We start from the raw sequence: 25,055 nt of genomic DNA, 5'->3' as shown, positions 1-25,055 counted from the left end.
AAACCCACAACAAAACGCAACGGCGAAAGATACCATAAAAGCACATTTACGTTGTGGTAACTGAAGTCTCCAGACCGTCCTGCACGCAACACCTCAGAACATACCAACAGACCGCATAAGGTATTTTATGTTAAATCGTTGTAGTACATAACAAATATGCGGGCCCTGACGTCGGTTTGCACAAACGTCTGGTCACGCGACGAACTTTCATACTTGAAAGTCCGTCACGGACCAGCGCTTGGACGAACTCTCGTTCGTCTAGCAACAATGCAAATGCATTGGACCGCTCAAGCGTCCGGCGCGGGCTCTGGGCGCTTTCGGATCCAATCGGCAAATGCCTCGTCTTCGATGCGATAGTCTCCCATTGCCAGTCGGGTAATAACCGTTGCTGCCAACAACCGTCGCAATGCATGGCCGGTGGTGTTCCGCGTGGCAGTCTTGCCTAGCATGGTGCCCAGCCTTTCCAACGTGGCACTGGAGTGCAAGTCCGACTCACCTCGCGCCAGCAGGTACAAAATGGCACGGTCAGCAGGCTTCATCTCGCGCCACTGGGCAAGCGAATGCTCGTCCGAGAATACTGAGGCTTTTGTGTAAGCCAGCGCCGCGGCTTCGCCTTGCGGTTGATAGAGCATGTACCGTTCGATGAACCGCTTGAAGAACTCAGGGGTGCGGTGCAGTTCGTCAAAAGCGTGCCTGCCCTGCTCAAGGGTCAGCTTCTTGCGCGCCATGCTGTTCAGGAGTTCGACCGTGAAGGCAACGAACTCGTCGCCTAACAATGGAAAGGGCTCCAAAGGGGCCCAATTGTAGAAAGGCTCCGATGCTCGGGCGAACATGGCGCGAAGGGTGGTCTCAGAGCTACCGGCAAAAATAACTTTGACGCGCTCCTTGCGGATATCAAGCGCTGCGCGGAGCGCGTGGGCGAAATCGCTGTGGTCCGCCCCGGCCAGAACCTGCGCTTCGTCAATCACGAGAAGCAGTGGCTTCTTGGCGCGATCGATCTGCTTTAATACTTCGTGGAGTGCCGCGGTCCTGTCTACGCCTGGCTTTCCTAACTCGGCCTCCAACGACCCCTCTACCGAACCGGCAAGTTTCGCGCTAGCCTTCACCTTCTTAACCGGTGTGCGTAGCTTGGAGAGGAACGCTGCGGCTCCTTTGGGTTCCAGAGCTTCAGTAAGTGCGGTCACGAGGGCCGTTTCAGGCGACGTACGGTTATCCCAGAGGTTCGTGTACGCTGTCAGGTAGCCTTTGGTCACGGCCTCTGGCATCAGATCCCGACGTAGAAACTCGGTCTTGCCCATGCGCCGTCGAGCGAACAGCCCGCGTGCTGCGGAGAGTTTTAAGTCAAATGCTTGCAAATAGGCCTTCGCCAGTTCCGGGCGGGAAAAGTGCCAAGGATCCGGGAGGTTCTCACCTGTTCTCATCAATTTCGAGAATTCTCAGAATTTGTGAGAACTTATGATACAACGTAGACAGCCACTCGCATAGAGTGTCCTCCCTAAACTGTCCAGTTTTGCTTTGGCCTAGCGCGGCAGGGCGAACAGTCGCTTCAACGCAGCAGACGCAGAAGTCCTTTTCGAGGATCGTATAGGCGATACCGCGGCCCACGCCAGTTTCGCCAAAAAGAGCCGCGCGATCCTCCGCCGGGAATTTGGCAACCTTATCTATCGATGTCACCCGTTGCCGGGCTGGCAATCGACATGAGCGTCGGGCGCATCCAGGCGGGCGCTAGCGTCGCGGTGGATGCGAGCGTCCGCTTGTCGCTGGCCGACAAACGACTCGCAGCGATTTGCACGACATCTGCCGCGCGCAAGGGCCCGACATGGCGAAGGGCCTGAAACACGGTCCCCGCAGCGCTGCCTGGTGCGATCAGGTGCTTGGACGAAGCATGGCGAAGATCGACGACCCGCTCGCCGAGCACGACACGGCGCGAGGGACCGTCGGTCAAATAAGTGCTTTTCGCCGGAACCTGAGTTGTCAGACCTAACACATTGACCGCGCGTGCGCCTGCGATCTGCAACTGTGACCCGGTCTCCCGCGCAAGTGCTTGTGCGACGTCATCCGGTGCCGGCGAAAGCGGCCCAAGCTTCGGGTGGACCTTCGGAAAGTCGTACAGGCCTCGCGCCAGACGACGAAGCTTTCCACCTTTGGTCAGTCGCGACAGCGCTTGGTCAATCGCGGCCCTGGCGCCTACATCTAGAAAATCAGTGGGTGTGAAGACTCCGCCACGTCCCGCCGCCCGGGCGCGCCTCATGATCTGGTCTGGAATGGACGGAGCAGTGGTTTTCATATGTCATAAAATAGCCTATATTTTTCTGACATTAAAGTCGCGGTGTTGCCTGATGGGCAACTCTGCCGTGGCCCGTGGTCGATGCCTTACATGTTATTGTTACGCCACTCGTAACGAAAAATGCGCCGCTGATGCGTTGCGTCGTACTCCTTCTAGCCGTCTCTGCTGTGATATCGAGCGCGCATGCTGCTAAGTGCCGCAACCAGGGGCAAATCTTGTACACACAGGATCAGTACTGCCCCGCTGGATACACGGACATTACTTCTGGGTCAGGGGGGTCGGTGTCCACGATAGGAAAATCAGTGATCGTGCGGCAGCAGGAGCAGCAGTTTCTGGCCGGGCGAGCCGCTGATAGCCAGCAATACCAGGCGCAGATGGCACAGCAACAGCAACAGGAAATAGCCGCCGCCAATCAGCAGCGCAGCTTGTGCCACTCTCTCGATGCGCAGCTTCGCTCTACCGAAATCGCCATGCGCCAGATCAACGCGTGGCAAGAGATGGACCGTCTCAAACAAAACCACAGGGCAATTCGCGATCAGCAGTTTCAGCTCGGTTGCCATCGGTGACGAAGACAGTCGCTGGCTTGTATCGAGAAGATGTGTGCATGAGGACCTCCGTGTGGCGCGTGCAGGCACACTTTTCGATTATTTCTTCGGGTCGCCCACGAAGGAATAACGTGCCTGCTCTAGCGCCAATTGGGCGGCCGTACAGCTTCCAATCGTCCCACGGTCGACGGCTGGCTGAGGTGCTGGGGCGCTGGCGCTCCTTCAGCATCACCTCCCCGCCCAAGCAAAAAGCCGCCCTCTGTTCTTTATGTTCTCGTCGGGGCGTCTGTGCCAGCCCCGTCGGATTTCCTAAGCTGTAAAGCTTGGCGCGGGGTCATCGACGACAAAGAAAAGCGCCAGTCGGCGCTTTTTCCCACGCGCTCACGATTACATCAGCGTCGCGCCGCCTTGCTATGCCGGCAGCAGGTCATCCGATGGCGACGGCATGCTGCGACCGGGGGTGACATCAAAATCCAGATCGAGCTCCACGCCGTCATAGTCCACCCGCGGCGCCAAGCGGCGGCGCGGTCCGGCCTCGAGGCGCACGAGGTTGTAGCGTTCCATTGTGCGAAGCGTACGCGACAGGTTTGAAATCGCGCGCCCGGTTTTCTCAGCCAACTCGTCGAGTGACTCGGGGTGTGTCTGGCTGATGAGCGTGAGGAGTTCACGGTTGGCGGGCGACAGCACTTTCGCCAGCACGTCGAGCGACTGGAACCAGACCTTGGGCTCGTCAGGGCTCGGCTTATATTGGCCCCGCGCAATGGCGATGGTGCGCGCCTTGTAGTCCTCGAGTGAGGCGATGCCGATTTTCAATCTGCTCATGATCCGCTACTCCTTCGCTGGAGGATCTTGTCGACTTCCGCCCAGAAATCGGCGACAAGCGTGCCCGCATCCTGATAGTCGTAAAACCGCACGCGCTCACCAGCGTGCTTGTGGTCGTACTCGATCTGCGTGCGCCCCCCAGGGCCGTTGCCCTCGAAGCACGCGCAGCGGCCCATGCTTCGGCCGTCTTGTCGACTCGGGAAGTCCTCAGCCCTTGATCGCTTTGCGCTGGCGCTTGAAGGCCTTCAGGTCGGCCACAGCAAATAGTTGGCTGCGGCCAACTTCGGCATGGGACGCCAGCTTGCCATCGCGCACGAAGCGGCGGAAAGTGGCCATCGAAACTTCCAGGTACTCGGCGGCTTCCGCTGCCGTAAAGTCGTCTGCGGCCAAATGGCCGAAGACTTCCTCGTGGCTCAGGTTCTCGTCGCGGAAGGCCTGTTGACCCACCAGGGCGAAAAACTTGATCCGCTCGTGAGCGGGCATCTTGCCAAGGTTCTTCATCAGCTCTTCTGCGGTCATGATGGTCATGCTTTCCTCTCTGCCTTCAGGTACTTCTTGAGCGCGCTGTAAAAGTTCTCATGCGAGCCGACCTGGTAAAAATCGATCATTAACAGGTCAACGTCAATCCCTTCGGCCCGCTGCTCTGGGGAGGGAGGTCGATAGGCGATCAAGTACTCCTGGCGGTTGAACTTGAACTTGTGGACCCAGATCCCCGCCAGATCGCCCAGCTTCGCTTCCCCCACGTCTGGGTTGTCACAGACCACTTCCACTTCGTCCTCGATGGCCAGTTGAAGTGGCTTATGCGCCTTTTTCACAAACTGACTGAAGGGCTTTTTATAGTTGGGTATCATGATCTCTTTTTTGCTCAGATTTGATTGTATAACAGATCAAGCGTGAAGGGTTTCGGTCCCGTCAACGATGGCATGACGGGCTTCGCTATGCCTTTCCCGGCAGGCGATTCTTATGACACCCGATGGGTAACGCTTACGACACATGGGCGGAGGTCGGAAGCGAGCCGCGGCTCGAGCCGAATGCGCTATAAACTGCGCCAGCTGATTTTCGCCGTGCGAAGGTCTCCAATCTCGCGTGGCCGAGGTTTCGGTATCCCTTCACGGAGAGTCGAGCATCTTTCGGCAAAATTCGGGCGCTCGCCGGGGACCGCCGCAAACGTTGAAGGTTGTGCAGCCGGCGGCAGAGTGAAGGTCCATGAGTGATAGGTAGGAATGAGATTGTCATATAGCAGGTACAAAAGCCGTTCATCAGACATGAACCACGCAGCGGACAGGCGTACTCTGGCCGGTTGGTCGGACCTGAGCCTTCGGTCGAATCAGAGCCACACGGAGATTCGCCTGGCCCGAACTCGGCCAGAGGGCCTGCTGGTGAATTCCGCAGCCACCTCCTTGGAAATCCTGCGGCTTCAGCGCTGGCAGCAACACGGCGGTCGGGACGGGCACCAGTGACGGCTTCCGACATGCTGGTGCCACATCTGACGCCCGGCGGCCATCTGCTTGCGGTGCCCGAGGACGGCGCCCCCCTCTTGATCGAGGAAACGCGACTGCGGCTTGAGCGTGCCTTTGCACTGGGCGCGGGCCATGGCCTGCTGCAGTTGGGCGCGACGGAAATCGGCCACAGTTTGCCCCCCGCGTGGGCCTGGTGGCGGGATTTTGCCGCGCGCTATGTCACCGCCTTGTGCGCGACGCCCGAGGACGGCGAGATCGAGGTCGCAACGCCGGCGGCCGAAGATCTTGAGGCCATGATTGCCGACGCGCCGCCGATGACGGGCGGCGAGTATCTGACGCCAGAGGTGCTCGCCACGCTGTGGGGCCAGATCGATACGGCCTTGCACCAGGAACTGGCGGCCGCCAACGTCTCGCTTCAGGATTTCCTCAAATCGCACCACCCGGCCTGGAATCTCGTCGGCCGTGTGCATTTCAACCTCGCTGAGAATCGGCGGGACCCGGAGTTCCCGTTCGCCTTCCTGGCGACTTACACCGCGCGCGTGTCGGCCCACGGCAAAGCGCAACATCAGCCACTGTCGCAAGCCCTGGCGGAATTTTCGGGAGCCAGGAGCAAGGCACAGTTGCTGTCGTTACTGCTGCCGGTGCAGCGCGCCGCGGAACACTGCGATTGGCTTCGCGAGATGGTGGATACCGGCGAGATCTACCATCCGCTGCGCTGGACCCCCGTTGACGCCTATCGCTTTCTCTCGGACCTGTCCGAACTCGACGGCGCCGGAATCGTCGTCCGCATGCCAGGCGTCTGGCAAGCAGGCCGCCCTGCCCGTCCCGTTGTGAAAGCCAGCGTCGGAGCACGACCCCCTTCGCTCCTGGGCAAAGATGCATTGCTCGATTTCAACATGGAGGTCTCCCTCGACGGCGAGAGTCTCAACGCCTCCGAGGTCAGGGATTTGCTCAAAGGCGCCGACGGCTTGCAACTCATCCGTGGTCGCTGGGTCGAGGTGGACAAGAAAAAGCTTGGTCGCCTCCTGAAGCGATTCGAGTCCATGGAAAAAGCAGCGCAAAGCGGTCTGCCCTTGAATGAGGCACTACGCCTGCTGGCAGGGGTTTCGCTCGACGACAGCGCCGACCCCGCGGACCACGACTGGTCACAGCTGGTTGCAGGGCCCTGGCTGGCCGACATCCTGCGGGAATTGCGTCAGCCAGACGGGTTGGCGCAGGTCAGCCCGGGATCGGAGCTCAAGGCCAACCTGCGGCCCTACCAACAGGCCGGCGTGCGCTGGTTGTACCTGCTCACCCGGCTCGGACTGGGCGCTTGCCTGGCGGATGATATGGGCCTGGGCAAGACCATGCAGGTACTCTCGCTGCTGCTCGTGCTGAAGCGCGAAAGCGCCGAGGCGCGGCCCAGTCTGCTGGTCGCCCCCGCATCGCTGCTGGCCAACTGGGCGGCAGAGGCCGAGCGCTTTGCCCCCGGCTTGCGCTTACTGATCGCCCATCCGTCAGTCATGCCGGCGGCCGAATTGCGTGCACTGGACCCGGCTCGGCTTGTGGACATTGATCTCGTCATCACCAGCTTTGGCTCGCTCGTGCGCCAGCCGGTATTGGGGACCATCCAATGGCGCGTGGCCATCGTCGACGAAGCCCAGGCAATCAAGAACCCGGGTGCCAAGCAAACACGGCAGGTCAAGCAGCTCCAGGCCCAGTCGCGCATCGCGCTGACCGGAACCCCCGTGGAGAACCGCCTGTCCGATCTGTGGTCCATTTTTGATTTCACCCACCCCGGGTTGCTGGGCTCAGACAAAGTCTTTGCCAACTTTACCAGGCGGCTGGCGAAGGCCGAGCATTTCGGTCCGCTGCGAACGCTTGTACGGCCCTACATCCTGCGCCGCTTGAAGACCGACAAGCGGGTCATCGATGATCTTCCGGACAAGACCGAACTCAAGGCCTGGTGCCATCTGAGCCCGAGCCAGGCGGCACTGTATCAGGGTGCGGTGAAGGATCTGGCCGCCGCGCTGGAAGACGCCGAAGGCATTGGTCGCAAGGGAGTCGTGCTCAGCTTCCTGATGCGCTTCAAACAGATATGCAACCATCCGTCGCAGTGGTTGGGCGACGCGGCCTGGCAGGCGGAAGACAGCGGCAAGTTCGCCCGCCTGCGCCAACTGGCCGAAGTCATTGCCGCCAAGCAGGAAAAGGTGCTGGTATTCACCCAGTTTCGCGAGACCACCGAGCCGCTGGCGGCATTTCTGGGGTCGATCTTTGGCCGCGAAGGTTTGGTGCTCCATGGCGGCACCCCGGTAGCCAAGCGCCGCGAACTGGTCAAGCGATTCCAGGAAGATGAACTGACCCCCTTCTTCGTGCTTTCGCTCAAGGCCGGCGGGGCCGGTCTGAATCTCACCGCGGCGTCGCATGTGATTCATTTCGACCGCTGGTGGAATCCGGCCGTGGAAAACCAGGCGACGGATCGCGCATTTCGTATCGGCCAGAAGCGGAACGTCCTGGTGCATAAGTTTATCTGCCAGGGCACGGTCGAAGACCGTATCGACCAGTTGATCGAATCGAAGCAGCAATTGGTGAAGGACGTACTGGAGGGCGGTGCAGAACTTCTGCTGACCGAGATGAGCGATCGTGAATTGCTCGATCTCGTGAAGCTCGACGTTCATGTTGCGCAAGAGAACTGATCGTCAAGAGGAACCACAATGAGTTACGGTTACGGGGGATGGAAGCCCTATGTCTCGGCCGCCGAGCGCAGAAGAAAGGCGGAACTGGCTGCCGCGAAGGCGACGAAGGCTGGTGCGGTCCTGTCGCCAATCGCGTCGTATCGCGGTGCCATCGCCAAGACCTTCTGGGGCAAGGCCTGGTGCGACAATCTGGAAGGCTACAGCGACTATGCCAATCGCCTGCCGCGCGGCCGGACCTATGTGCGCAATGGTTCCGTGATCGACCTTCAGATTACGGCAGGCGAAGTCCGTGCGCAGGTCATGGGTTCGAGCCTCTACACGGTCGCTGTCACCGTGACGGCGTGTCCTGCAAAGCAATGGCGAGCGATCGGTGCTGATTGCGCGGGGTCGATCGATTCGATCGTGGAACTCTTGCAGGGCAAGCTCTCGACAGCCGTGATGGAGCGCATTTGCAAGCCTGGCAACGGCCTGTTCCCGGTGCCGAAGGAAATCAGGTTCAGTTGCAGTTGTCCGGACTGGGCGTCGATGTGCAAGCACGTTGCTGCCGTACTCTATGGCGTCGGCGCACGGCTCGACCAACAGCCAGAATTGCTCTTCATCTTGCGCAGCGTCGATGCCAGCGATCTCGTCAGGCAAGCCGGCGCTGGCCTGCCCAAATCCACAAAACGACCTACCACCAGCAAGGTGCTCGACGACGCCCTGGTGGCGGATGTGTTTGGGATCGAGATGGCCGACGCCTCCCCCCTGCCGAAGCCGGCTGCCGGGCGTAACAAGCCACCGGCAGATAAGGTGATTGTGAAGAAGGCGACCAGGTCGGCGGTCTCGACAACCCGAAAGCCCTCTGCAAGCGCCAAGACTGTGGCTGTGGAGGACAGGAAATCGGGCACAAAGAAGTTGCCAGTCAAGTCATCCGCCGAGCCACGAAATTCAACCTCTGGCATTGTTGTTGCCGGTCAAGCAAACGTAGCGGACTTAAAGCCACCGGCAGGTAAGGTGACAGCGAAGCAGGCGTCGGCTGTCTCGACAACCGGCAAGCCACCTGCGAACGTGAAGACCGCAGAAGATATAAAATCGTTCACAAAGAAGTTATCAGTCAAGCCATCTGCGGGGCCACGCAAATCAACCTCTGGCAACGTGGTGGCCAAGAAGACAAACGCGGCGAACTCGCCTTCAACTGCAACCCCGAAGAAGGCTGCAACAAGAAAGCGCGCCAGTAAGTTCAAGGACGCCGTCAACGACTAAGCCGGACCGCTCCCGGTCCACGCGTACAGCATAGTCGCGCGTGTCCCCTTTCGTCGACGGTGTCCGCCTGCAAGCATTCGACGACCTACAGCCCAAGGTCAAGCAGCCAGGCGATGCTCGTAGTAGGGGTGCCGCCGGTCATTCAGGATTGCCATGGCCGCCAGGTTCTTCGGATTCAGGTGCAGCCATGCGTCGACGTGCTCGCTCTCGATAGGCACGATCCAACGATCGTGTCGGCCTCTAAGACTTCGGTTGGCGCTGCGTCGGTCATGCGTCAAATGCGCATAGGTCGCCTTCGCCCTCCACTCCTTTGGAGAATGGCCACAGAGCTCGCGCTACGCTATGAGCCGCACTTGCTTTGCGCGAACAACGGCGGGGACCCCAAGCGCCCCAAAGGACGCCAAGTTGCAGGTTTGCGTGGCAAGGCGGCATGTCTCTGCCGCACCGGTCATCGAGGCCGGGCATGTTTGATTTGCTCTAAAACGGTGGGAGCAAACCTGGTGGGCCGGGTGGGGTTCGAACCCACGGTGGGATATCTCCGGCGGATTATGAGTCCGCTGCCTGCAACCAACACGGCGTCCGGCCCTGTACCGAAGCGCGAGATCTTACCTTGAAGTTCGCGCAGTCGCCATTGCCGCTTCTCGATGTGTAGTGATCGATCGGACCCATCATCGGGTCTCCTGTCACGCGTGGCCGCTGGAGCTGGCAAGAGAACTGCTGGGAAAAATGGCTCCTAATCCAGAGTTGCGCGATGTTTATATCGCCGTATCCTGCTCCGGTTGGTCTGCTACCACCCGCGCCCCTTCCCTGGTGAGCGCGGGTTCTTTTTGCGAACAGATCGACAGCACGGCGCAGGATGGATTGCCGACAACGGCAACCTGGCGGATACTGAGTGTGGTCGCGCCGAAAGGTGTTGGCCGATTTCTTCTTGGACGTCCTGCGGCTCTCCTCCATCGGATCGAGAGCTGTTTTTTTGGTCGCGCTCACTATCTGGCAACTGGCGCGTCCAACTTGCCGGCGGCGGCCGCCGCATGCAACATCGGCCGCCGAATCTGCCGGCGTCTTGCTGACCCTCGGCCGTTCTGACCTTCGTGCGTGATCCGAGAGCGCGCCAGTCTTTGACCAGCCCGCGGGCGCCGAGTAGCGCTGCTTGCGAATCTCAACGGCCGATCGAGCCTGTTTCGTCTTGATCAGTCGGGGCGCCGTGCAAGAAGTTTCCGTCGATCGTGGCCACCGCGCATGCACCGAGACCGAAGAATCGGCACGGTCCTGTGTTCGGATAAACCGTGGATTCGTGATGATGGCCGTGGAAAGCGCGTTTCACGCCCATTGCTTCGATCAGCGTGTCAATCGCCTTGAATCCGTGTGGATGAGAAGCCGGAGCTTCGTGGCTGACCAGGACATCCGCATGCTGACGCGATAGCGCGTTGTATGTCTGCGGGAAGATCGTGCTACGATGGCGCCGCGGCAGGCCGCCTCGCCAGTAGTTCCCCTTCCCACATTTGGCAAGATAGTCAGACTCGCTCTCTACGCGCGAGGGTTCAGGCGGCATCCAGACCTGGCCCCGAAAAATCCCCCCTAACCCGGCAATCCGAAGCCCCGCAATTGTGACCACTCGCCCATCCAGATTCCGGTCGGCCAGGCCCGAGCCGAACAGGTTGTCGTAGTCGGCATCGCTATCGGTGTCGTGATTGCCCGGAATCCACCACACTTGCGTCAGGGGAAGGATGCTGGCGAGCTCTTCATCCAGTGGGCGCTTCGCCTGGATGTCACCGGCGAGCACCACTGCCTCGGGGCGGTGACGGTGGATGCTTTCGATCAGCGGGCCGAACTCGCCATGGGGGTCACCGCAAATCAATACATGGCCTTCAGACATCGCTCGTTCGGGATAGGTGACTTGGTTTGAGTGGAACAGGCGGATCGATGACGTGACCGTGGGCCGCCGGAATGATCACCAATGTACCTGATCAGGAGTGCGTCGAATGCATAACCGGGACTGCGCCCGCGCAAGGTGACGTCATCCGCGAGTACAGGTTCTTAAGTCAATGCCTGCACGCCGGACGAGAAGACCTGACGAAGTCGCCCCTGCCCCGCTTACAATGTTGCTATGCAATATGAATCTGGGCCGTAGAAGCGCGCGAACCGCCACAGGTCCCTCTAGCGGTGGAGGCGGGTAATGGCGACAGCTCTAGCTGCGACCAAAGGCGAAGCATTAAAGCTCCTGGAAACAGAGGGCGTCACGGTCGTGGATTTGGACTACGAGTCAGGATGGCAGGACGCGATTGAGCTGGGCAGGCTGGGCGAAAAGCTGGGCATACGTGTCCAGTATCGCGGCCATGAGAGTATTGCCGTCAGCTCGCCCGCGGCACTCATTGCCGGACTGAGTCGTCCCAAGTTGACGTTCCGTCAGCGCAATCTTTACTGCCAATTTGAGCTCACCATGCTGCCAGCGGCTGACCTGGAGCGCCTCGAGCGAAAAGCGGAGAAGCTCGGGGACTACATCCTCGCTGGACATCTCACGCGGGATGTCGATGCTGTGTGGACGGAGTAACGCATTGTCATGCAGCCGTCCTGAAGTCCAAAACGCATCCGCGCCGTGAGTCGCGACTTGGATTGGCACCTTTGGGGTAGCTCTTATCTCGCACACTGACATAGCCGGCGGGTCACGGATTGCCCGTCGTCGTGGCAGCAGCTACCATCCCTGACAACTTGTGGCCCCGGTGATGTCGGGCCGGTGCTGCAAGGGCGCCATCTGACTACCAACGGGAACGCCGTGACGAATCAGCTCGATCTCTTCGAAGATAGCCGCGATGTCATGCTGCGCAACGACGTGCTCACAGCGCTTGAGCAACGCAATGCCGCCGCCGGGCGTGAAGCCCTGCAGCGCCTGGGCGCGGAATATCCAGACGACGCGCTTGTGCCGACCCTGGAGACCCTTGTCGGTGTGCTCGAGTCTCCCGTCCACGGACACTTCACGAATCACGCGGCGCTGCGCGACACATGCGAAGCGTGGTGTTTGCCGTGCATGCCGGCAGCGCGCCGAGCATTCGGCGACGCCGCGGGCATGGCTTGGTGCCTACCGCTGTGGCGCGCCCTCGCCCGCGCCGCCTCTCAATTACCGTTTCACCGGGAGATGCCCGAATGGCATGCGGCGCCGCTATGGATGCGCGCAGCGGAGTGGACGACGGCATGTGACAGCATCAAGTGCATCGGGTCATGGCGACGAATTCCAATCACGCTCGCCTGGATGGCCGAGACGGTCTACCGGCTTCAGGGGCTGGATCCGGCGTGGCCGCTTTTGGCGGAGCTTGCCTGGCTGTCCCCGAAGAAGCTCGGCGCGCTCATGCAAACGCTCGGTGATTCGTCATTGGTAGCGCTGCGCCGGCGGTTCGATGCGACTTTTGACGGTGACGGCACAACCGAGGATCTTGCCTACTTACCGGCCTGGGCCGTAGCGGAAAAACCCGGACTGGCTGCCCTCTTACGCGCGGCCGAGCCCTCGACGGGCACATTACCCGAACAGGGAATGCGGATCATGCTGGAGTTGTTGACCCTAGAGCGCCAAGGCCGCCAGCATGAATTGGTGGAACGGCGAAAGGACTTACGCGGCCTGCACGCGGGCCTCTTCGACGCCTATATCCGTACGCGATAACGCGTCGGGGCTCTTTCTCGCTTCTGCACGCACTCATACAGGGCAAAAAAAGCTCTCCACCTCGCGGAGGAGAGCCGTGGAACGTCCAAGAAGAAATCGGGCACCGGCTGTCAGTCGCCCGGCTTCAGGATCTCCATCCACAAGCTCACCGAACGGATATCGGACGCATTTCTTTGGGATGACATAGGGGTCTGAAACTTCTACGCGATGGCAGGCAATACCGACGTCGTCGGTATTTTCCTGATCAAGCCAAAGGTCGGTCGGTTCGGGCCATCGGATCTTAGGCGGACGCTTCGACGGGTTGGAACTGTCGGTTCTCTCCTACCAGCATCACGCGGTTCCTGCCGTCGGCTTTTGCCGCATAGAGCGCTGCATCGGCTCTCGCCATCACCGAGGCAAGGGAATCGCAAGCATCGAACTCCTCGACGCCGGCGCTGACAGTGCACACGAGATCAGCGGTCGGATCGCGTGAAACAGAGGTCGAGACGATTCCGCGCAACCGGTCTGTGACGTAGGCGGCCTCCTCTTTCCCAGTTCGAGGAAGCAGCAGCGCGAACTCCTCGCCGCCGATGCGCCCGACGACATCGGTTTGTCGTGTTTCGCGCGAAAGGAGCGAAGCAATGTGCGCAAGGGCCCGGTCACCGGCCGCGTGCCCAAATCCGTCATTGATGCTCTTGAAGTGGTCAATGTCCAAAATCGCGATAGACAACTTTGACTTCTCTGCTTTGGCCACGTCGAAGAGCGCCTCGGCCCTTGCGATGAAAGCCCGCCGACCGAGCACGCCTGTCAAATCGTCGATGGTGGCCAGGCGTTCCATCTGCTCAGCCAGCCGGTCATGAGCCAGCATGACCATGCCAAGGGACAGGCATGGCAAGGTGAGTGTTGCCAGGCCGACAAACGCAACGTTTATCGGCGTTGCTTCCAGAAAAGTCGTTTCATGCGCTAGGCCGAATGCGTAGGCTACACAGCGGACAGCGTGGACAATCGCCCCCAGCACTGCGGCAACAGTCACAAAGTGGTAGCTATATTTCGGTCTACCTGCGGGCCGGTACCGCTGCACCAGCCAACCGATACCAAACCTGACGTAGGCGATAAATCCCGAAACCACCGCGGCTCGGGCGTTAACGTCAGGCGATATGTAGGTCCAATAGACGAGTCCTGCGAGGATCGCAACGATCGCGCCGTATTCCCAAGTAATCGATGGCCGCTGATGAAAGAACTGTCGAAAGCCATGAAGCGCCAGGAGTGCAGCCCCAACCAGCAATGCGCTTCCGGCCAAAACGACTACATCGGATCTTTGCAAAAGAAGCAGCGTAGCCGTGACAGCCAGCAGCCCGCTTGCCACGGACCATTGGTGCACACCTGGAATTTTCGACTGAAAAAGGGAGCCGAGAACGGCTGCGCTCATCAGGCAGGACAGCGCAGCGATGCCGAGAAGAGCCGTGGAGATTGACATGGCTATGTGACAATTGATTGCATTCCATGAACGCACCTGGCGTGACACGAGGCAGTTTTGCTACGTCAACTGCATCGACGAACGTATCGTAGCGGAAATCATTTCGACGACCGGGTCATTGCCCTCGGGACGTCAGAATTTTAACTGCTATGGTTTTTCTGGGTGGCAATAAGGCATTGGTTTCGTCACGCCCAGCTCCTATGCGCGAGCGTCGCTCGATGGTTGAACATCTCGAGCCATCGGCCCTCTCCGCACAGAGGACCTCCGTGCGGTACTTTCCCATGGTGCACCTGCAACTGTCTGTTGGAATTGGTGACTTTTTGGACACCTGCGAGATCTACCAAGACGCCCGGATCAACATAGTCAGGCTGCCAGCCGATGCTCGTAGTAAGGCCGGCTGCGATCTTCGAGAATGGCATCGAGTGCAGCCAGATTCTTCGGGTCTGGGTGCAACCACGCGTCGACGCTCTGGCGCTGGATCGGCACGATACAACGATCATGTCCGGCCTCGCTAACTTCTGGCGGCGGCTCATCGGTGATCGCGGCGAACGAGTAGAGGTCCGCTTCGCCCTCACCCTCACCTCCCTTTGTGCAGGACCAGAGGCAGGCCACCAGCATGTCTTGCTGCGGCTCGGGGCGAAACTCCAGCACTACGTTCTCTTCGACTTCGCCGGGCGCAAGCTCGCGATGCTCCATCCGATGCCGAGCTACGTTTTCATAGAAGGCATTGACGATCATTACGCCGTGCTTGTAACAGCTCAGCAATCGGTGGCCGCTTTATGAAGTCATGCGAAAGACGGATCCCAAGACCGTTCAAATGTCTGTAGGGTGAGAGGTATTGCGGTCAATAGTGGCAATGGGCGAGAGCATCCGCAAGGGCGAGCATTATCACATTGCTTGTTCCTCAGCCGCACAAGCGCTGCCGGGACATACGACGAACTGGTACTTTGCACTTCCCTCTGAGGTCTATTGATGTGCTCGCTGTTCAGCGACCGTTCCAGCGCCGTGACATGACTGTTTTCAACCGCCCGGCGGTAACTTGACGCTAAGCCGGCGGCTTTGCTGACACGCGAAAGCATTAAGGGAGACACACAATGATCAAGCTAACCCGTTTGGTCCTGGCCCTGGTCTTTGGCATTGCCGCACTCCTTTATGCTTTGTATCGCATCTTGATTGGGGACGAGTGGGTCGGCATCGGCGTCATGGTTTGTACCTTGTGGGTCGCACGCGCCTTGGCTGGCCCCTTCATCGACATAGGCCGGAGTTGATCGGCACTCCCGACGTGCCGCGCAGCCTTCAGATCTCATGATCACTGCGCGTATCAGGGTGCCTACGAACAGGCACGGATTGGCTGACATGCGGCGCCCCCCCATAGACGCATGCCAATCAACGCGAAGCGGCCCCGCCGTCCGGTCATACGACAGCAACGCCGAGGCCTCGTCATGGGCCTTGTCCCTTGCGTCAATGTCCGCCTTTAGGGAAACTCGCGTAACCTGACGTGACAGGCACTTTGCCGCCAAGTCGGGAGGGGCAGATGACGACAAGCGCCGCCAGGTGTTCCCCGTGCGCGAGCCGGTCCGGCGGTCCGTGAATTGCTTGAGGCACTTTTCATATGTTCAATAGATTGGACAAAATGTGTCAGTTAGCCTATTCTGCTGAACATATGAGAGTCTCCACTGATACGACCTCGGTCCTCGAGCGCCAACTGCTCTTGCAACTGGGCGATCGCCTCAAGCGCCTTCGGAAGGCGCAAGGGCTCACTGCGGTCGAAATGGCCAAGCGGGTCGGCATCTCAAGGACCACCCTCAACTCAGTGGAATCAGGAGATCCGGCACCGACGATCGGCACGTATCTTCGCGTGATGTCAGCGTTGGGCGTTGCCGGCGACTTCGCCTTGCTGGCCAGCGACACCTTCCAGCCCGCGCCGGCGAACTCCGCGGCTGCGACCTCTTGGCGCATGCGACCCCAAGTTCAGGTACTGGTCACCTCCGATTCCTCGCGACACCAAGCCCAGGACTTGCAGAGCCTTGCGCTGCACAAGGAGGCGGTGCGATTAATCCGTGCTAATCCGGATCTCCTGGTTCGCGCGCAGGATACGCTAAAGAGATGGCGTTCGAATGGTTTGTCGCGATCGGATTCCCTTTGGGCCGAATGGGAAGAAATTCTGGCGCACGGCTCTTGGCGGAAAGCCTTGGGTCGAACTCGACGCGCCCAAGAACTCCGACAAGCCTCTCCCCTTCCGACAGTGTTGCCGGAAGAAGTCCGGCGAGATGTCCTTGCCCAAGTGCGGGCGCTCAAAAAAGGGGTGGTGTTAGGGGATGTCAGCGAGGAAAGTCTCGAATGAATCGCGAAGACCTCGAGCACATCATTCGAGCTGCGGGCGAGATTACGGATGAATACGAGTTCGTTATCGTCGGAAGCCAATCTATCCTGGGAGGAATCCCCTATCCCCCTGCCGTGTTCACGGTGTCTTCGGAGGCCGACATTTACCCGCTTAATGCTCACGAGAAAGCCGATCACATCGATGCCGCGATTGGCGAGGGCTCCCATTTTCACGACACGCATGGCTACTATGCGCAGGGTGTCGGCCCAGAAACGGCCTGTTTGCCGGCCGGTTGGCTGCATCGCGTGGAACGCATCCAAAATCAAGGTACGAATGGCCGCGTTGGCTATTGTTTGGGCGTGCTCGATCTTTTCATGGCCAAGGCCGTCGCGGATCGAGATAAAGACCGCGACTTCGACGTGGCACTTCTAGTGCATAGCTATGTCAAGGCGGATGAAGCGATTGCAATGGTAGGCAAGATGCCGATTGATGCCGCCTCCCAAGGGCGGCTTCGTGCACGGATCAAGCGGTGGATCAAAATTGCGGATGATCAAAGGGCCCAAGATAGCGGCAACATTCCTGAAGCAGGGGAATAGCAATAGCAAACGTTTCCAACTGATATCAGGGTGACTGCCTGATGCGACCGGATAATGATGCGGTAGGCTCATTTCGGGAGTCCTTGTGAGTGCAAGCGAGGCGCTCGAAGCAGAGGGCCACTGATCAGCAGACGCTCGCCTTTCACGGCTCGCAGAAATGGGTACGCGCGGCTGCGGACGAACGTCATAAGGTCTGGCGCCTGCCATGCGAAATTGGCCTCATGGCGACGCACGTTGCTTACCTCAGCGCGCAGTCAGCGAGAGCGTTTGCCTAGCCAGATTTATGCAAATGGCCAGCGATTAGCGGGTGCAAAAACGCAGGATCAAGATATGGGGGCGTGCTGGGCAGGCCTCGTGAGTCGGGCAGAGCACCAACAGGATGGGGTCACAGCACTAACGAAGTCAGAGCCGAAGGCGGGATACTGCTGGTGAAAAACAGGCCGAAGTTCAGTGCGGCTTGTCCGGGGCGATCTAGCCGGGCGCCGGTGTGCGCCCAGCCCGCTTAATCGACCGGTTGCCGAAGGCCAGTTCATTCGATGCGAAAAATCACGCCGAAGCTTCGGAAGTCGTGACGGTCGCTGCCCCTTTCTTTGCCGGCGCACGTTTCTTGGTCACGGCTTTCACCGCAACCTTCTTCGACACAACCGTGGCGGCGGCTTTGCTACCGTCAGCCTTCTTCGGGGCGACCTTCTTGGTGGCGGCTTTGGTCGATGCCTTCTTGGCGCCTGCAGCCTTTGCCTTCTTCGCCGCGAGTTTGTCCTTGGCGGCTTGCTTTTCAGAACGCGCGGCGGACTTTGCAGCTTCCGTTGCCTTTGCCACGTCACGCTTTGCGGCCTCAATGGCCTTCTTCGTGTCGGCGCGCAGTTTCAGCAGGCGCTTTTTCGCTGCCTGGGCTTCACGTGCAAGCACGCTCGCCTTCTTGGTGGGTGCCGCCAGCTTCTTTGCTACAAGCTTCCTTTTGGTAACCGCGCTCGTAGGCGTCGTTGCTTTGGTTGCTGCGACCATGTTGATTATCCGTTGTTCGTTGGAGCGCGAAGTATAACCTTGGTCGCTATCTGCAGTGATCCAAGGCGCACCATTGGGTTGCGAAATGCCTGAATCATCGAACAACCATCCAATGGGTTTCCGCTTCGTCGCTGCATTGCAGCACACATAGCGCTTGATTCCGAGGACAAGAGCGTTTAGTGTCAACGCTCGGTGTGCGCAAACTCGGCGCGTCCTCGCACCGAATTCACTTAGTGTTGTTCCAATCGTGCCCCGTGGAACTCCGTCCACGGACCAGCAGTCGTAGTTCCTTCTTCCGTCTTCCGACAAAGGAGCTGACATGCTCAGTCCGCATGAAATCGCCGCGCTGCTACTGCTTGGCGATACACAAGACATCGACGATCTTGAACCGGAACAGTTGGACGGCTTGCTGGCGCACAAACTGGTGACGATGGAGCATGGCCACGGTAGCGCAAATGCCCACCCTCGCTTAACGAGCCAGGGGTATTCCGTACTCGAAGCCATGCGCCGGATTGCCTAACGCCGCTCGGTCCTGAGAGTCCTCACGGTTTGCTCTATTTGTAGCGAAGAATCCCTGGCGACGGATGATCGCTGATCACCGATTGCGTCTCGTAAAGTCTGACGCAATACCGCTCCAGGGACTGGTCGGTGGAAGGCTGCCTTCTTGGGCCCACCTCGGCTATCGCCGACTGGGCGTCGAGATTGTGCCGAGGACGTGACCACCACGGGCCGCAGCATCCGCAGGTGCACGCATGTCTATGGACTCGACCGCCGTCGACTCCATGCGAATCATTCCAAGTGACTAACGCTGCGGTTTCCGGATGATGTCGATCTGTTCATCGATGATGGCCAGGAGTTCGGCTACCGAACCGGAGAAAGGCTGTCGAACTTTCGCGAGGGTTTTGCGCTCGCTGGCCGAACGCACGAGCTCAAAGTTGCCGTCCGCCTGCGAAAGTCGGATGACTCGCAGCTCCTTGCTGGGCGGAACCCGCAGCCAATAGGAGTATCCATTCCTTATCCCCTTTTCTGTGCGTTCGCGAGGAATCAGGTAAGGCCGCGCAAGCATGATCTCGGCGTGAATCGCTTCAATGGACATGGTGCTGCTCTCAACAAAGCAAAACCCCTGCATTGTGGGCAGGGGCAAATACTACTTCAGGGCGAGAAGCTGAGAATCAAGCTTCTTCGGCAATCAGAAATCGCTTGGGGTTCTTGCCGAGCCAAGCCGGTTGGCGACCACGGCCGGACCAGGTCTTCCCGGTCTTGGGGTCGAGGTACTTAGGGGGCAACTCCGACTTCGGCTTGCTCGCGCCGCTGCCTGCGGGACGGCCGCGACGGCGTTTGGCAATGTCTTCGGCCGTCAAGCCATAGTCCGCCATCAGACTCCGAATCTTCTCGATGACGCCCGCTACTTCATTGGCGCGTGCCTCTTCCAGTTGGGCTTCGATGGCCTTCTTCTGGGACATGAGTTCCTTATAGGATGCCATGTGAGTTTCCTTTCTAATCGAGATCTGAGTGAAGATAGTTTATATCCAAATCAAGATTCGATGCACAATTCTTTTTACCCTATGTCCGTGGGCGCACAATGCAATTCAAAGACATCGACGGAATGCTACATGTAATCCGCTGTAACACGGAGGCGAGCAGCTTGCGCTATCAGAGCTTGCCGGTCGCCATGAATTCCATGCTGACATCCTTGCTCTCGCCGATGCCATATTCTCCAGCCAACCGTTCCCAGAAATCCCTAGCCTCGCCATCGAAACAAGGCGATCCAGACAGGAAATATCGCCGCCCACTTGCGGTCACGCCGACCGATGTGCCACGGTTGAAGGATTGGATTGGGCTGCTCACTCGTGACTCATTGTTCTCGACGCAGTACCCCACAAAGTGCCGTTGACCAGAACTTGTTTCACGGACCCGCCAACGCTCAAGCGTGACGAGCGGCTGAACTTTCACAGCTGCAACTGTGCTCACAGACATAAATGTACCAATTACGGAAATTGCAAATACCCCAGCTTAAGCTAGCCGACTCGCCTTTGGCGAAAGGTGTGAAGTGCATAGGGCTTTCTACGGCGAATGCAGTCCCTGCCCGTTGAACCTACCCCACGCTTTGATTGCTGAGGGGAAGGACGTCTCGGAAGCGCTCCTCAATATGAGCCACGATGGCCGGGGTGGTCTTTCCATGCATGATGTCGAGAAACTCTTGGAAGACTTGTTCGATAGACGCCGAGTCCATTGCCTCGATCAGACGCGTCTTGATCGGATGTGCTTTTCGGCCGAGCATCCGCTCTGCTACATCCATCAGATACATTCGGGCGGCGGCAAGGGAGCGCCTCTGTCCAGGCAGCTTCGACGGGATCGCCGACGGCTTCTCTTCCGACTGCCGGGTTACCGTTTCATGCACGGATTCGGCGACCGGCCTGATGAATCCCTCTGATAGCAAATGGCGCAGCGTATCGGAGTCAAGCCCAAGCTGTTTCCCGCGGGCTCGAAGCTCTCTCGAGTCAGTCTGCCCATCCACCATGATGAGCAACGCGCGACTGCGACGATCAAGCGTCCCATTTCGCCCGGTAAGCTCCTGCCGACCTGTCTCCGTCTTCTCCAGCCGCCCACCCTCCTGGAAAAGTGAGGCGGCATGCCTCGCCGTTAAGAACGCCCGGAGAGACAGTGTCGTTGACGTTTACTCCGCCAGGCCCAGGTGGCGCCAGGGCGATTTACGTGAAGAACCACCGGCGGTCCGATCCGATCGCCTTTTGCGGCCCATTAATTGCACCGTCGGTCAGTCAACACCGTCACATACTTTCACGATCCCATGTCAGGCTTTTCGCGTTGAGGCAGCAGACCGGCGGCGGTGGTAAGAGTGGCGGAGGTGAAGGCGGCGGCTCGAAGCACTCCGCTGCGTCCAGGTCTTTCAAGATGAGCCTCTAGTCCGCCTCTGGGGGCCACCAAGACTTCCGTCGTTGATCATTGGCAACAGCGAACCCTATAAGGCTGCGTCGTACGACCAGAGCCTCTTCTCGATGGCCCAGTACGATGCAAATCCTTAGTCCGTACGCCCGATTCCCCAAGACCTCCGAGATCTCGAAACCGGTCACCACTCTGTTTGTCGAAGGAACTACTTCTCTCCTTCACCGCCAGGCCTCGTAGGACGACGCATTCGTGTGACCACACGAGCCGCGTCAGCTTCTTTGTAGGGAGCCTCAACCCTTGCGGTACGCACTCTGGGGACCGACTGACGCCCCGGCCAGTGGAGTTGAATAGTCGATATCGCGCTCTTGTACACGGCCTGCGTGCTACCGTTGGGCGCGCTTAGTACCACGACGAATTGGTCGAACGACACGATTGACCCGCTGAGTCTAATGCCGCTGACCAGGTATACGTCGACAGGCCTTCGCTCCTTGCGCGTGCGGTTCAAAAAGTCGTTTTGCGGAGAGGATTGTTCAGGCTGCATAAATCTCTGATCGAACACATCTTCTTCCCCAACTTGCGTTCACTGCTGACTTCTTGGCAGTCAAAACAGGCAATCTGGGAAGGCGGTTCCTGGAGGCGGGAGCAGCTTTCGCCTTGGCCACCCGACCTCCCTGCTGGCGTGTCGACCGCGACGAGAGCGGAAATTCCCAAGCCGTAAAAATATAGAAGCGGCTCTAGATTGGAAAGGACTTTCTTGTTTCGTGCACTGGCAACTCGAGGCCTTACAATCGCTTACAAAATGCAGCTATGTTCAGTGATAGCCTCACTCGGTCATAGCAGCGACCGATCGCAGGACGCCTGGCATTTATGCGGTTTTCGAATGAACAGCAAGCAACGTCGTAAAGCATATCGAAATAGCCCCTACCAGATTGAAACTACGTGGACATTTCGGGGCGCGCGCGTGACGATCACCCGCATAGCAAGCCCCACGGCGGTCATTGTTGAGTTTGAAGGGGCCGGAGCGCGTACGCATGTCCCAACGCGAGCGCTGGAGCCACATAGTCCCACCGGAAGGTCAAGGCTAAATCTACGCACACCACCTTCATGCACCTCGCAGACCAACTCTGACACAGCGAAGACTGCGCGGCCGATGCTGCTTCGGTAGATGGCGCCAGCACATCCCGCAGGGCTTCGCAACGCGTACAAGGTGCAGTCCCCAGAGGCTCCGAAGCGTGCCGAGAGAGGCATCGAGGAACACGAAAATGGATCCCTACGGATGCCCCTGAAAGGCGCCGTAGCGACGGGTGCATCGATATGAGTTCGACGAACTCGCGACGTATTTCCGTCTTCAGCTGGTACGAAACACGGCGAGTTACTGCAATGGTAAAGAGCCTGCAGGTTCAGGGAGGAAGGTACCGTCGCTCAGGTGCATTGCGGCCGCCATATCACCACGGACCCAATTGGCACCGTCCTATCGGGCGCCTGTGAAGAGGGCTGTACTACTTATTAGCGCCGGCGACGGTGACTTTTCAGCCCCTGAACTGGACTCGCCCGAAGAGATAAGTCTGTCATCCAACTTCGTGCGAAGGCTTGGTATCAGGCGAAAGTCGAAGCAACCCGTCGACTAGCTCTCAAGTCCACCCCTGCACGTAGCCCCCGTCACTCCTCTGCAATCAGGAATCGCTTAGGGTTGTTGCCCAACCAGGCCGGAGCACGACCACGGCCCGACCAAGTTCTTCCAGTCTTCGGATCCAAGTATTTTGGCGGCAACTCAGACTTCTTCGGCGTTGCGGCTTTGTCAACGCCAGGGGGTCGACCACGGCCTCGCTTTGTTGCGATGTCGTCCGGAGTCAGGTCATACTTCACTACCAGCGCGCGGATTTTCTCAATGACCCCAGGGAGTTCGCTCGCGCGGAGTTCCGCCAGTTTTGCTTCCAACGCTTCTTTTTCTGCGATGAGCTGCTCGTAAGTCGCCATTTAAAACATCCATCCTTGTGGGTGGCGCACATCGTACAGCACTCTTCGAAGTGTGGACGGTGTTTCTAGCTGAATACCTCCCCATGAGATGTTTTGCAACTGCTGAAGTGTCCTTTGGGGAGTGCTATCCTTTCGGCCCCCATCCTCGCATTCAGGATGGTTCGATAGCCAAAGGAAGGAATTAATGAAGTTTGTTTTACGGCTGGCCGCAACAGCTGCTTTTTGTGTAGGCGTTACCGGACCCGTTCGAGCAGCAACTGGCTTTGAAGGTTGCCCGCAGTTCTTTGCGAATGGCGTCGTTCCGCAGGTTCGGAACGCCCAGAGCCTTAAGCCGCGTGCTCTGTGCTTTGATGCTTTCGCGGTGTTGCACTCCGGCACGACGAGAACGCCTGTCTATGTGGCTGAGCGACTTTCTTCAGAGCAAGTCGCTGACGCGCAAGGCGAAGAGCGGACGAACAAGTTCTTTGCTGATGCTCGGCTGCCTCGCGCCGAGCGGGCTGAACTCGACGACTACAAGAGTTCGGGCTACGACCGAGGGCACATGGCACCAGCAGGGGATATGCCGAGTGCCACGGCAATGGCGCAGAGCTTCTCGCTTGCCAACATGGTGCCCCAGGCGCCGCAGAACAATCGAAAGAGCTGGGCGGGCATCGAGAAAGCGACGCGCAAGTATGTCCAGCGTGCCAGGGGGAATGTGTACGTCATCACAGGACCAGTGTTCGGCTCCGCTGCACCCACCACCATCGGCCAAGACCAGGTGTGGGTGCCGCAGTATCTCTTCAAACTCGTGTACGACTCGACGACACATCGCGCCTGGGCTCACTGGATTGAGAATTCAGACTCAGCGCGCGCTGGTCAGCCCATTACATATCGTGAACTCGTCAAGCGTACGGGCGTCGAGTTTCTTCCCGGCGTCCCCTTAGCGGAATGGCACTCAGCCTTCTAGACATGCTGATGCTTCTTTGTCGCCGAAAAGCCCCTCCATGCTGAAACAGGGCCTCCCCAGGCCGCCAAGCAACCTTTCGCATCCACAGTTGCTCCTCGGAGAGGGGAATCGCAATTGCACAAACTCATCGAAGCGGTTAGCGTATGCAAATTGCGGCACTGCAACAAATGCGGGTGCGCGACATGAAGTGACGAAGGAGCACCATGAACACAGCATGCGCAAAGAGCAGAACGGAAGCGCTGCGCCTACTGGACACCAAGGGCATAACCACGCTCGAATTGGACTACGAGTCAGCGTGGCAGGATGCCATCGAGCTCGGCCGCCTTGGCGATAAGCTCGGAATACGCGTGACGTATCGCGGGCACGAGAACATTGCGGTCAAATCGCGGGCCGCGCTGGTTGCCGGCCTCAGGCGCCAGAAGACGACGTTCCGGCAGCGAAACCTGTACTGCGAGTTCAGATTAGACAGACTGACAGAAAATGACCTGGCGACATTGGAAGCAAAGGCAAGCAGCCTTGGTGACTACATTCTCGCGGGGCACTTGATGCGGGATGTGGATGAGGTGTGGGCCGAGTGAGCTAGCCGCCCACACCATGCCAACCAGACTGGGAGTGCTCCGGTGGCTTCGGCTTCACCCAGGCTACCGCTTCAGGCGATCCGCTCTGATAGAACCAGTAGTCCCCCGCGACGACCCCCTTGTCGGCCGAGACCGTCTTGAGAAGATCGTAGATCTTGTCCGGCCCGCTTCGAGCCGAGCCTGCGTCGCACCGTGCGCCTGCTGCAGTGGCAGAGGCGTCAGGCTGCGCTACTGGCACCCTGCAGTTCCGGCACTGAGATGGAGGTCGCCATGACGGCTCTCGCGCGCAAGGCCTCCGTCGTTTCGTGGTTCCCATCGGCGCGCCAGCCTGGCGGCATGACGAGCAATCCAGCCACTTCACGTAGCGAACGGGCGCGAATCAGATCCTTCCCGAGGGCAGTCCATTGCCCGAATTCCACGTAACCGTCAGCGGAACCCGTCTGGCGAGTAGTGGGCGGCGATGAGAAGGTAGGGGCTTCACGATCTCTGGGAGTGAAGCGATGGCCGATCAGCGGGAAGGTAAGAGCGGACGATCTGGGTCAAGGTATGACCGCCACGATGAGGCTTTCTGGCGCGATCTACTG

Annotated in this window: 25 protein-coding genes, 1 tRNA gene and 1 pseudogene; 10 read left to right on the top strand and 17 right to left on the bottom strand. The window is 59.1% G+C overall.

What is annotated here, in order from left to right:
- Positions 1-287: 287 nt before the first annotated feature.
- The 6 genes from KHO41_RS38145 to KHO41_RS38120 all read right to left on the bottom strand — a co-directional run bounded on the left by KHO41_RS38145 (position 288) and on the right by KHO41_RS38120 (position 4,505).
- The gene (locus KHO41_RS38145) at positions 288-1,421 is read right to left on the bottom strand and encodes an ATP-binding protein (RefSeq protein ID WP_211958401.1); all 1,134 of its coding nucleotides are present in this window, start codon (positions 1,419-1,421) and stop codon (positions 288-290) included.
- 236 nt (positions 1,422-1,657) lie between these two features.
- Positions 1,658-2,287, bottom strand: coding sequence for a DUF6088 family protein (locus KHO41_RS38140; protein WP_244874229.1), 630 nt, complete (start codon positions 2,285-2,287; stop codon positions 1,658-1,660).
- 299 nt (positions 2,288-2,586) lie between these two features.
- The gene (locus KHO41_RS38135) at positions 2,587-2,847 is read right to left on the bottom strand and encodes a hypothetical protein (RefSeq protein ID WP_211958400.1); all 261 of its coding nucleotides are present in this window, start codon (positions 2,845-2,847) and stop codon (positions 2,587-2,589) included.
- Positions 2,848-3,243: 396 nt separating this feature from the next.
- Positions 3,244-3,654, bottom strand: a complete 411-nt coding sequence (locus KHO41_RS38130) for an HVO_A0114 family putative DNA-binding protein (protein WP_211958399.1) — start codon at positions 3,652-3,654, stop codon at positions 3,244-3,246.
- Between the two features lie 207 nt (positions 3,655-3,861).
- Complete coding sequence (locus KHO41_RS38125; RefSeq protein WP_211958398.1) at positions 3,862-4,182, bottom strand: helix-turn-helix domain-containing protein; 321 nt, start codon at positions 4,180-4,182, stop codon at positions 3,862-3,864.
- Positions 4,179-4,505, bottom strand: a complete 327-nt coding sequence (locus KHO41_RS38120) for a type II toxin-antitoxin system RelE/ParE family toxin (RefSeq protein ID WP_211958397.1) — start codon at positions 4,503-4,505, stop codon at positions 4,179-4,181. Before KHO41_RS38120 ends, KHO41_RS38125 begins: the two co-directional genes overlap by 4 nt.
- A gap of 620 nt (positions 4,506-5,125) precedes the next feature.
- Here KHO41_RS38120 and KHO41_RS38115 point away from each other — a divergent pair.
- Positions 5,126-7,789 carry a DEAD/DEAH box helicase gene (locus KHO41_RS38115; RefSeq protein WP_211958404.1) on the top strand — a complete coding sequence of 888 codons (2,664 nt, stop codon included), beginning with the start codon at positions 5,126-5,128 and terminating at the stop codon, positions 7,787-7,789.
- Between the two features lie 18 nt (positions 7,790-7,807).
- The gene (locus KHO41_RS38110; protein WP_244874228.1) at positions 7,808-9,031 is read left to right on the top strand and encodes an SWIM zinc finger family protein; all 1,224 of its coding nucleotides are present in this window, start codon (positions 7,808-7,810) and stop codon (positions 9,029-9,031) included.
- A gap of 498 nt (positions 9,032-9,529) precedes the next feature.
- Here the strand turns inward: KHO41_RS38110 and KHO41_RS38105 are convergent.
- Both KHO41_RS38105 and KHO41_RS38100 read right to left on the bottom strand, forming a co-directional pair.
- A tRNA-Ile gene (locus KHO41_RS38105) sits at positions 9,530-9,617 on the bottom strand.
- A gap of 573 nt (positions 9,618-10,190) precedes the next feature.
- Positions 10,191-10,907 carry a metallophosphoesterase family protein gene (locus KHO41_RS38100; RefSeq protein ID WP_211958396.1) on the bottom strand — a complete coding sequence of 239 codons (717 nt, stop codon included), beginning with the start codon at positions 10,905-10,907 and terminating at the stop codon, positions 10,191-10,193.
- A gap of 300 nt (positions 10,908-11,207) precedes the next feature.
- Here KHO41_RS38100 and KHO41_RS38095 point away from each other — a divergent pair, with 300 nt between their 5' ends.
- Together KHO41_RS38095 and KHO41_RS41505 are read left to right on the top strand one after the other, a co-directional pair.
- Positions 11,208-11,582 carry a PHA-granule associated protein 4 gene (locus KHO41_RS38095; RefSeq protein ID WP_211958395.1) on the top strand — a complete coding sequence of 125 codons (375 nt, stop codon included), beginning with the start codon at positions 11,208-11,210 and terminating at the stop codon, positions 11,580-11,582.
- A gap of 222 nt (positions 11,583-11,804) precedes the next feature.
- Positions 11,805-12,683 (top strand): hypothetical protein, encoded by an 879-nt coding sequence (locus KHO41_RS41505; RefSeq protein ID WP_244874227.1) that lies wholly within the window; start codon positions 11,805-11,807, stop codon positions 12,681-12,683.
- A gap of 280 nt (positions 12,684-12,963) precedes the next feature.
- On the opposite strand, the gene KHO41_RS38085 is transcribed toward KHO41_RS41505, so the two are convergent.
- Together KHO41_RS38085 and KHO41_RS38080 are read right to left on the bottom strand one after the other, a co-directional pair.
- Positions 12,964-14,139, bottom strand: coding sequence for a GGDEF domain-containing protein (locus KHO41_RS38085; RefSeq protein WP_211958394.1), 1,176 nt, complete (start codon positions 14,137-14,139; stop codon positions 12,964-12,966).
- Positions 14,140-14,502: 363 nt separating this feature from the next.
- Positions 14,503-14,892, bottom strand: a pseudogene (locus KHO41_RS38080) (SOS response-associated peptidase family protein); the annotation flags it as partial.
- A 341-nt stretch (positions 14,893-15,233) separates the two neighbouring features.
- Between KHO41_RS38080 and KHO41_RS38075 the strand changes: the two are divergent.
- The 3 genes from KHO41_RS38075 to KHO41_RS38065 all read left to right on the top strand — a co-directional run bounded on the left by KHO41_RS38075 (position 15,234) and on the right by KHO41_RS38065 (position 17,058).
- Complete coding sequence (locus KHO41_RS38075) at positions 15,234-15,407, top strand: hypothetical protein (RefSeq protein WP_211958393.1); 174 nt, start codon at positions 15,234-15,236, stop codon at positions 15,405-15,407.
- Between the two features lie 395 nt (positions 15,408-15,802).
- Positions 15,803-16,483 carry a helix-turn-helix transcriptional regulator gene (locus KHO41_RS38070; protein ID WP_211958392.1) on the top strand — a complete coding sequence of 227 codons (681 nt, stop codon included), beginning with the start codon at positions 15,803-15,805 and terminating at the stop codon, positions 16,481-16,483.
- Positions 16,480-17,058, top strand: coding sequence for a DUF6036 family nucleotidyltransferase (locus KHO41_RS38065; RefSeq protein WP_211958391.1), 579 nt, complete (start codon positions 16,480-16,482; stop codon positions 17,056-17,058). Before KHO41_RS38070 ends, KHO41_RS38065 begins: the two co-directional genes overlap by 4 nt.
- Before the next feature lie 546 nt (positions 17,059-17,604).
- Here KHO41_RS38065 and KHO41_RS38060 read toward each other — a convergent pair.
- Positions 17,605-18,063, bottom strand: coding sequence for a fumarate hydratase (locus KHO41_RS38060; protein WP_211958390.1), 459 nt, complete (start codon positions 18,061-18,063; stop codon positions 17,605-17,607).
- 319 nt (positions 18,064-18,382) lie between these two features.
- On the opposite strand from KHO41_RS38060, the gene KHO41_RS38055 reads away from it, so the two are divergent.
- Positions 18,383-18,583 carry a hypothetical protein gene (locus KHO41_RS38055; RefSeq protein WP_211958389.1) on the top strand — a complete coding sequence of 67 codons (201 nt, stop codon included), beginning with the start codon at positions 18,383-18,385 and terminating at the stop codon, positions 18,581-18,583.
- A gap of 282 nt (positions 18,584-18,865) precedes the next feature.
- Here the strand turns inward: KHO41_RS38055 and KHO41_RS38050 are convergent, their stop codons facing one another.
- The 6 genes from KHO41_RS38050 to KHO41_RS38025 all read right to left on the bottom strand — a co-directional run bounded on the left by KHO41_RS38050 (position 18,866) and on the right by KHO41_RS38025 (position 22,947).
- On the bottom strand, positions 18,866-19,159 hold the full coding sequence (locus KHO41_RS38050) for a hypothetical protein (RefSeq protein ID WP_211958388.1): 294 nt from the start codon (positions 19,157-19,159) through the stop codon (positions 18,866-18,868).
- Positions 19,160-19,235: 76 nt separating this feature from the next.
- A complete protein-coding gene (locus tag KHO41_RS38045) occupies positions 19,236-19,547 on the bottom strand; it encodes an H-NS histone family protein (protein ID WP_211958387.1) in 312 nt (103 codons plus the stop codon).
- Positions 19,548-19,716: 169 nt separating this feature from the next.
- A complete protein-coding gene (locus KHO41_RS38040) occupies positions 19,717-19,911 on the bottom strand; it encodes a hypothetical protein (RefSeq protein WP_211958386.1) in 195 nt (64 codons plus the stop codon).
- A 247-nt stretch (positions 19,912-20,158) separates the two neighbouring features.
- The gene (locus KHO41_RS38035) at positions 20,159-20,584 is read right to left on the bottom strand and encodes a hypothetical protein (protein WP_244874230.1); all 426 of its coding nucleotides are present in this window, start codon (positions 20,582-20,584) and stop codon (positions 20,159-20,161) included.
- Positions 20,585-21,175: 591 nt separating this feature from the next.
- Entirely contained in the window at positions 21,176-21,511 is a 336-nt protein-coding gene (hfq, locus tag KHO41_RS41820; RefSeq protein ID WP_211958385.1) for an RNA chaperone Hfq, read from the bottom strand.
- 1,118 nt (positions 21,512-22,629) lie between these two features.
- The gene (locus KHO41_RS38025) at positions 22,630-22,947 is read right to left on the bottom strand and encodes an H-NS histone family protein (RefSeq protein WP_211958384.1); all 318 of its coding nucleotides are present in this window, start codon (positions 22,945-22,947) and stop codon (positions 22,630-22,632) included.
- Positions 22,948-23,131: 184 nt separating this feature from the next.
- Here KHO41_RS38025 and KHO41_RS38020 point away from each other — a divergent pair, with 184 nt between their 5' ends.
- Both KHO41_RS38020 and KHO41_RS38015 read left to right on the top strand, forming a co-directional pair.
- Complete coding sequence (locus KHO41_RS38020; RefSeq protein WP_211958383.1) at positions 23,132-23,893, top strand: DNA/RNA non-specific endonuclease; 762 nt, start codon at positions 23,132-23,134, stop codon at positions 23,891-23,893.
- Positions 23,894-24,096: 203 nt separating this feature from the next.
- Entirely contained in the window at positions 24,097-24,471 is a 375-nt protein-coding gene (locus KHO41_RS38015; protein ID WP_211958382.1) for a PHA-granule associated protein 4, read from the top strand.
- Positions 24,472-25,055: the final 584 nt, after the last annotated feature.

This window comes from Cupriavidus numazuensis (genome assembly GCF_905397435.1).
Classification (GTDB): domain Bacteria; phylum Pseudomonadota; class Gammaproteobacteria; order Burkholderiales; family Burkholderiaceae; genus Cupriavidus; species Cupriavidus numazuensis.
This window is presented reverse-complemented; position numbering and strand designations above follow the sequence as displayed.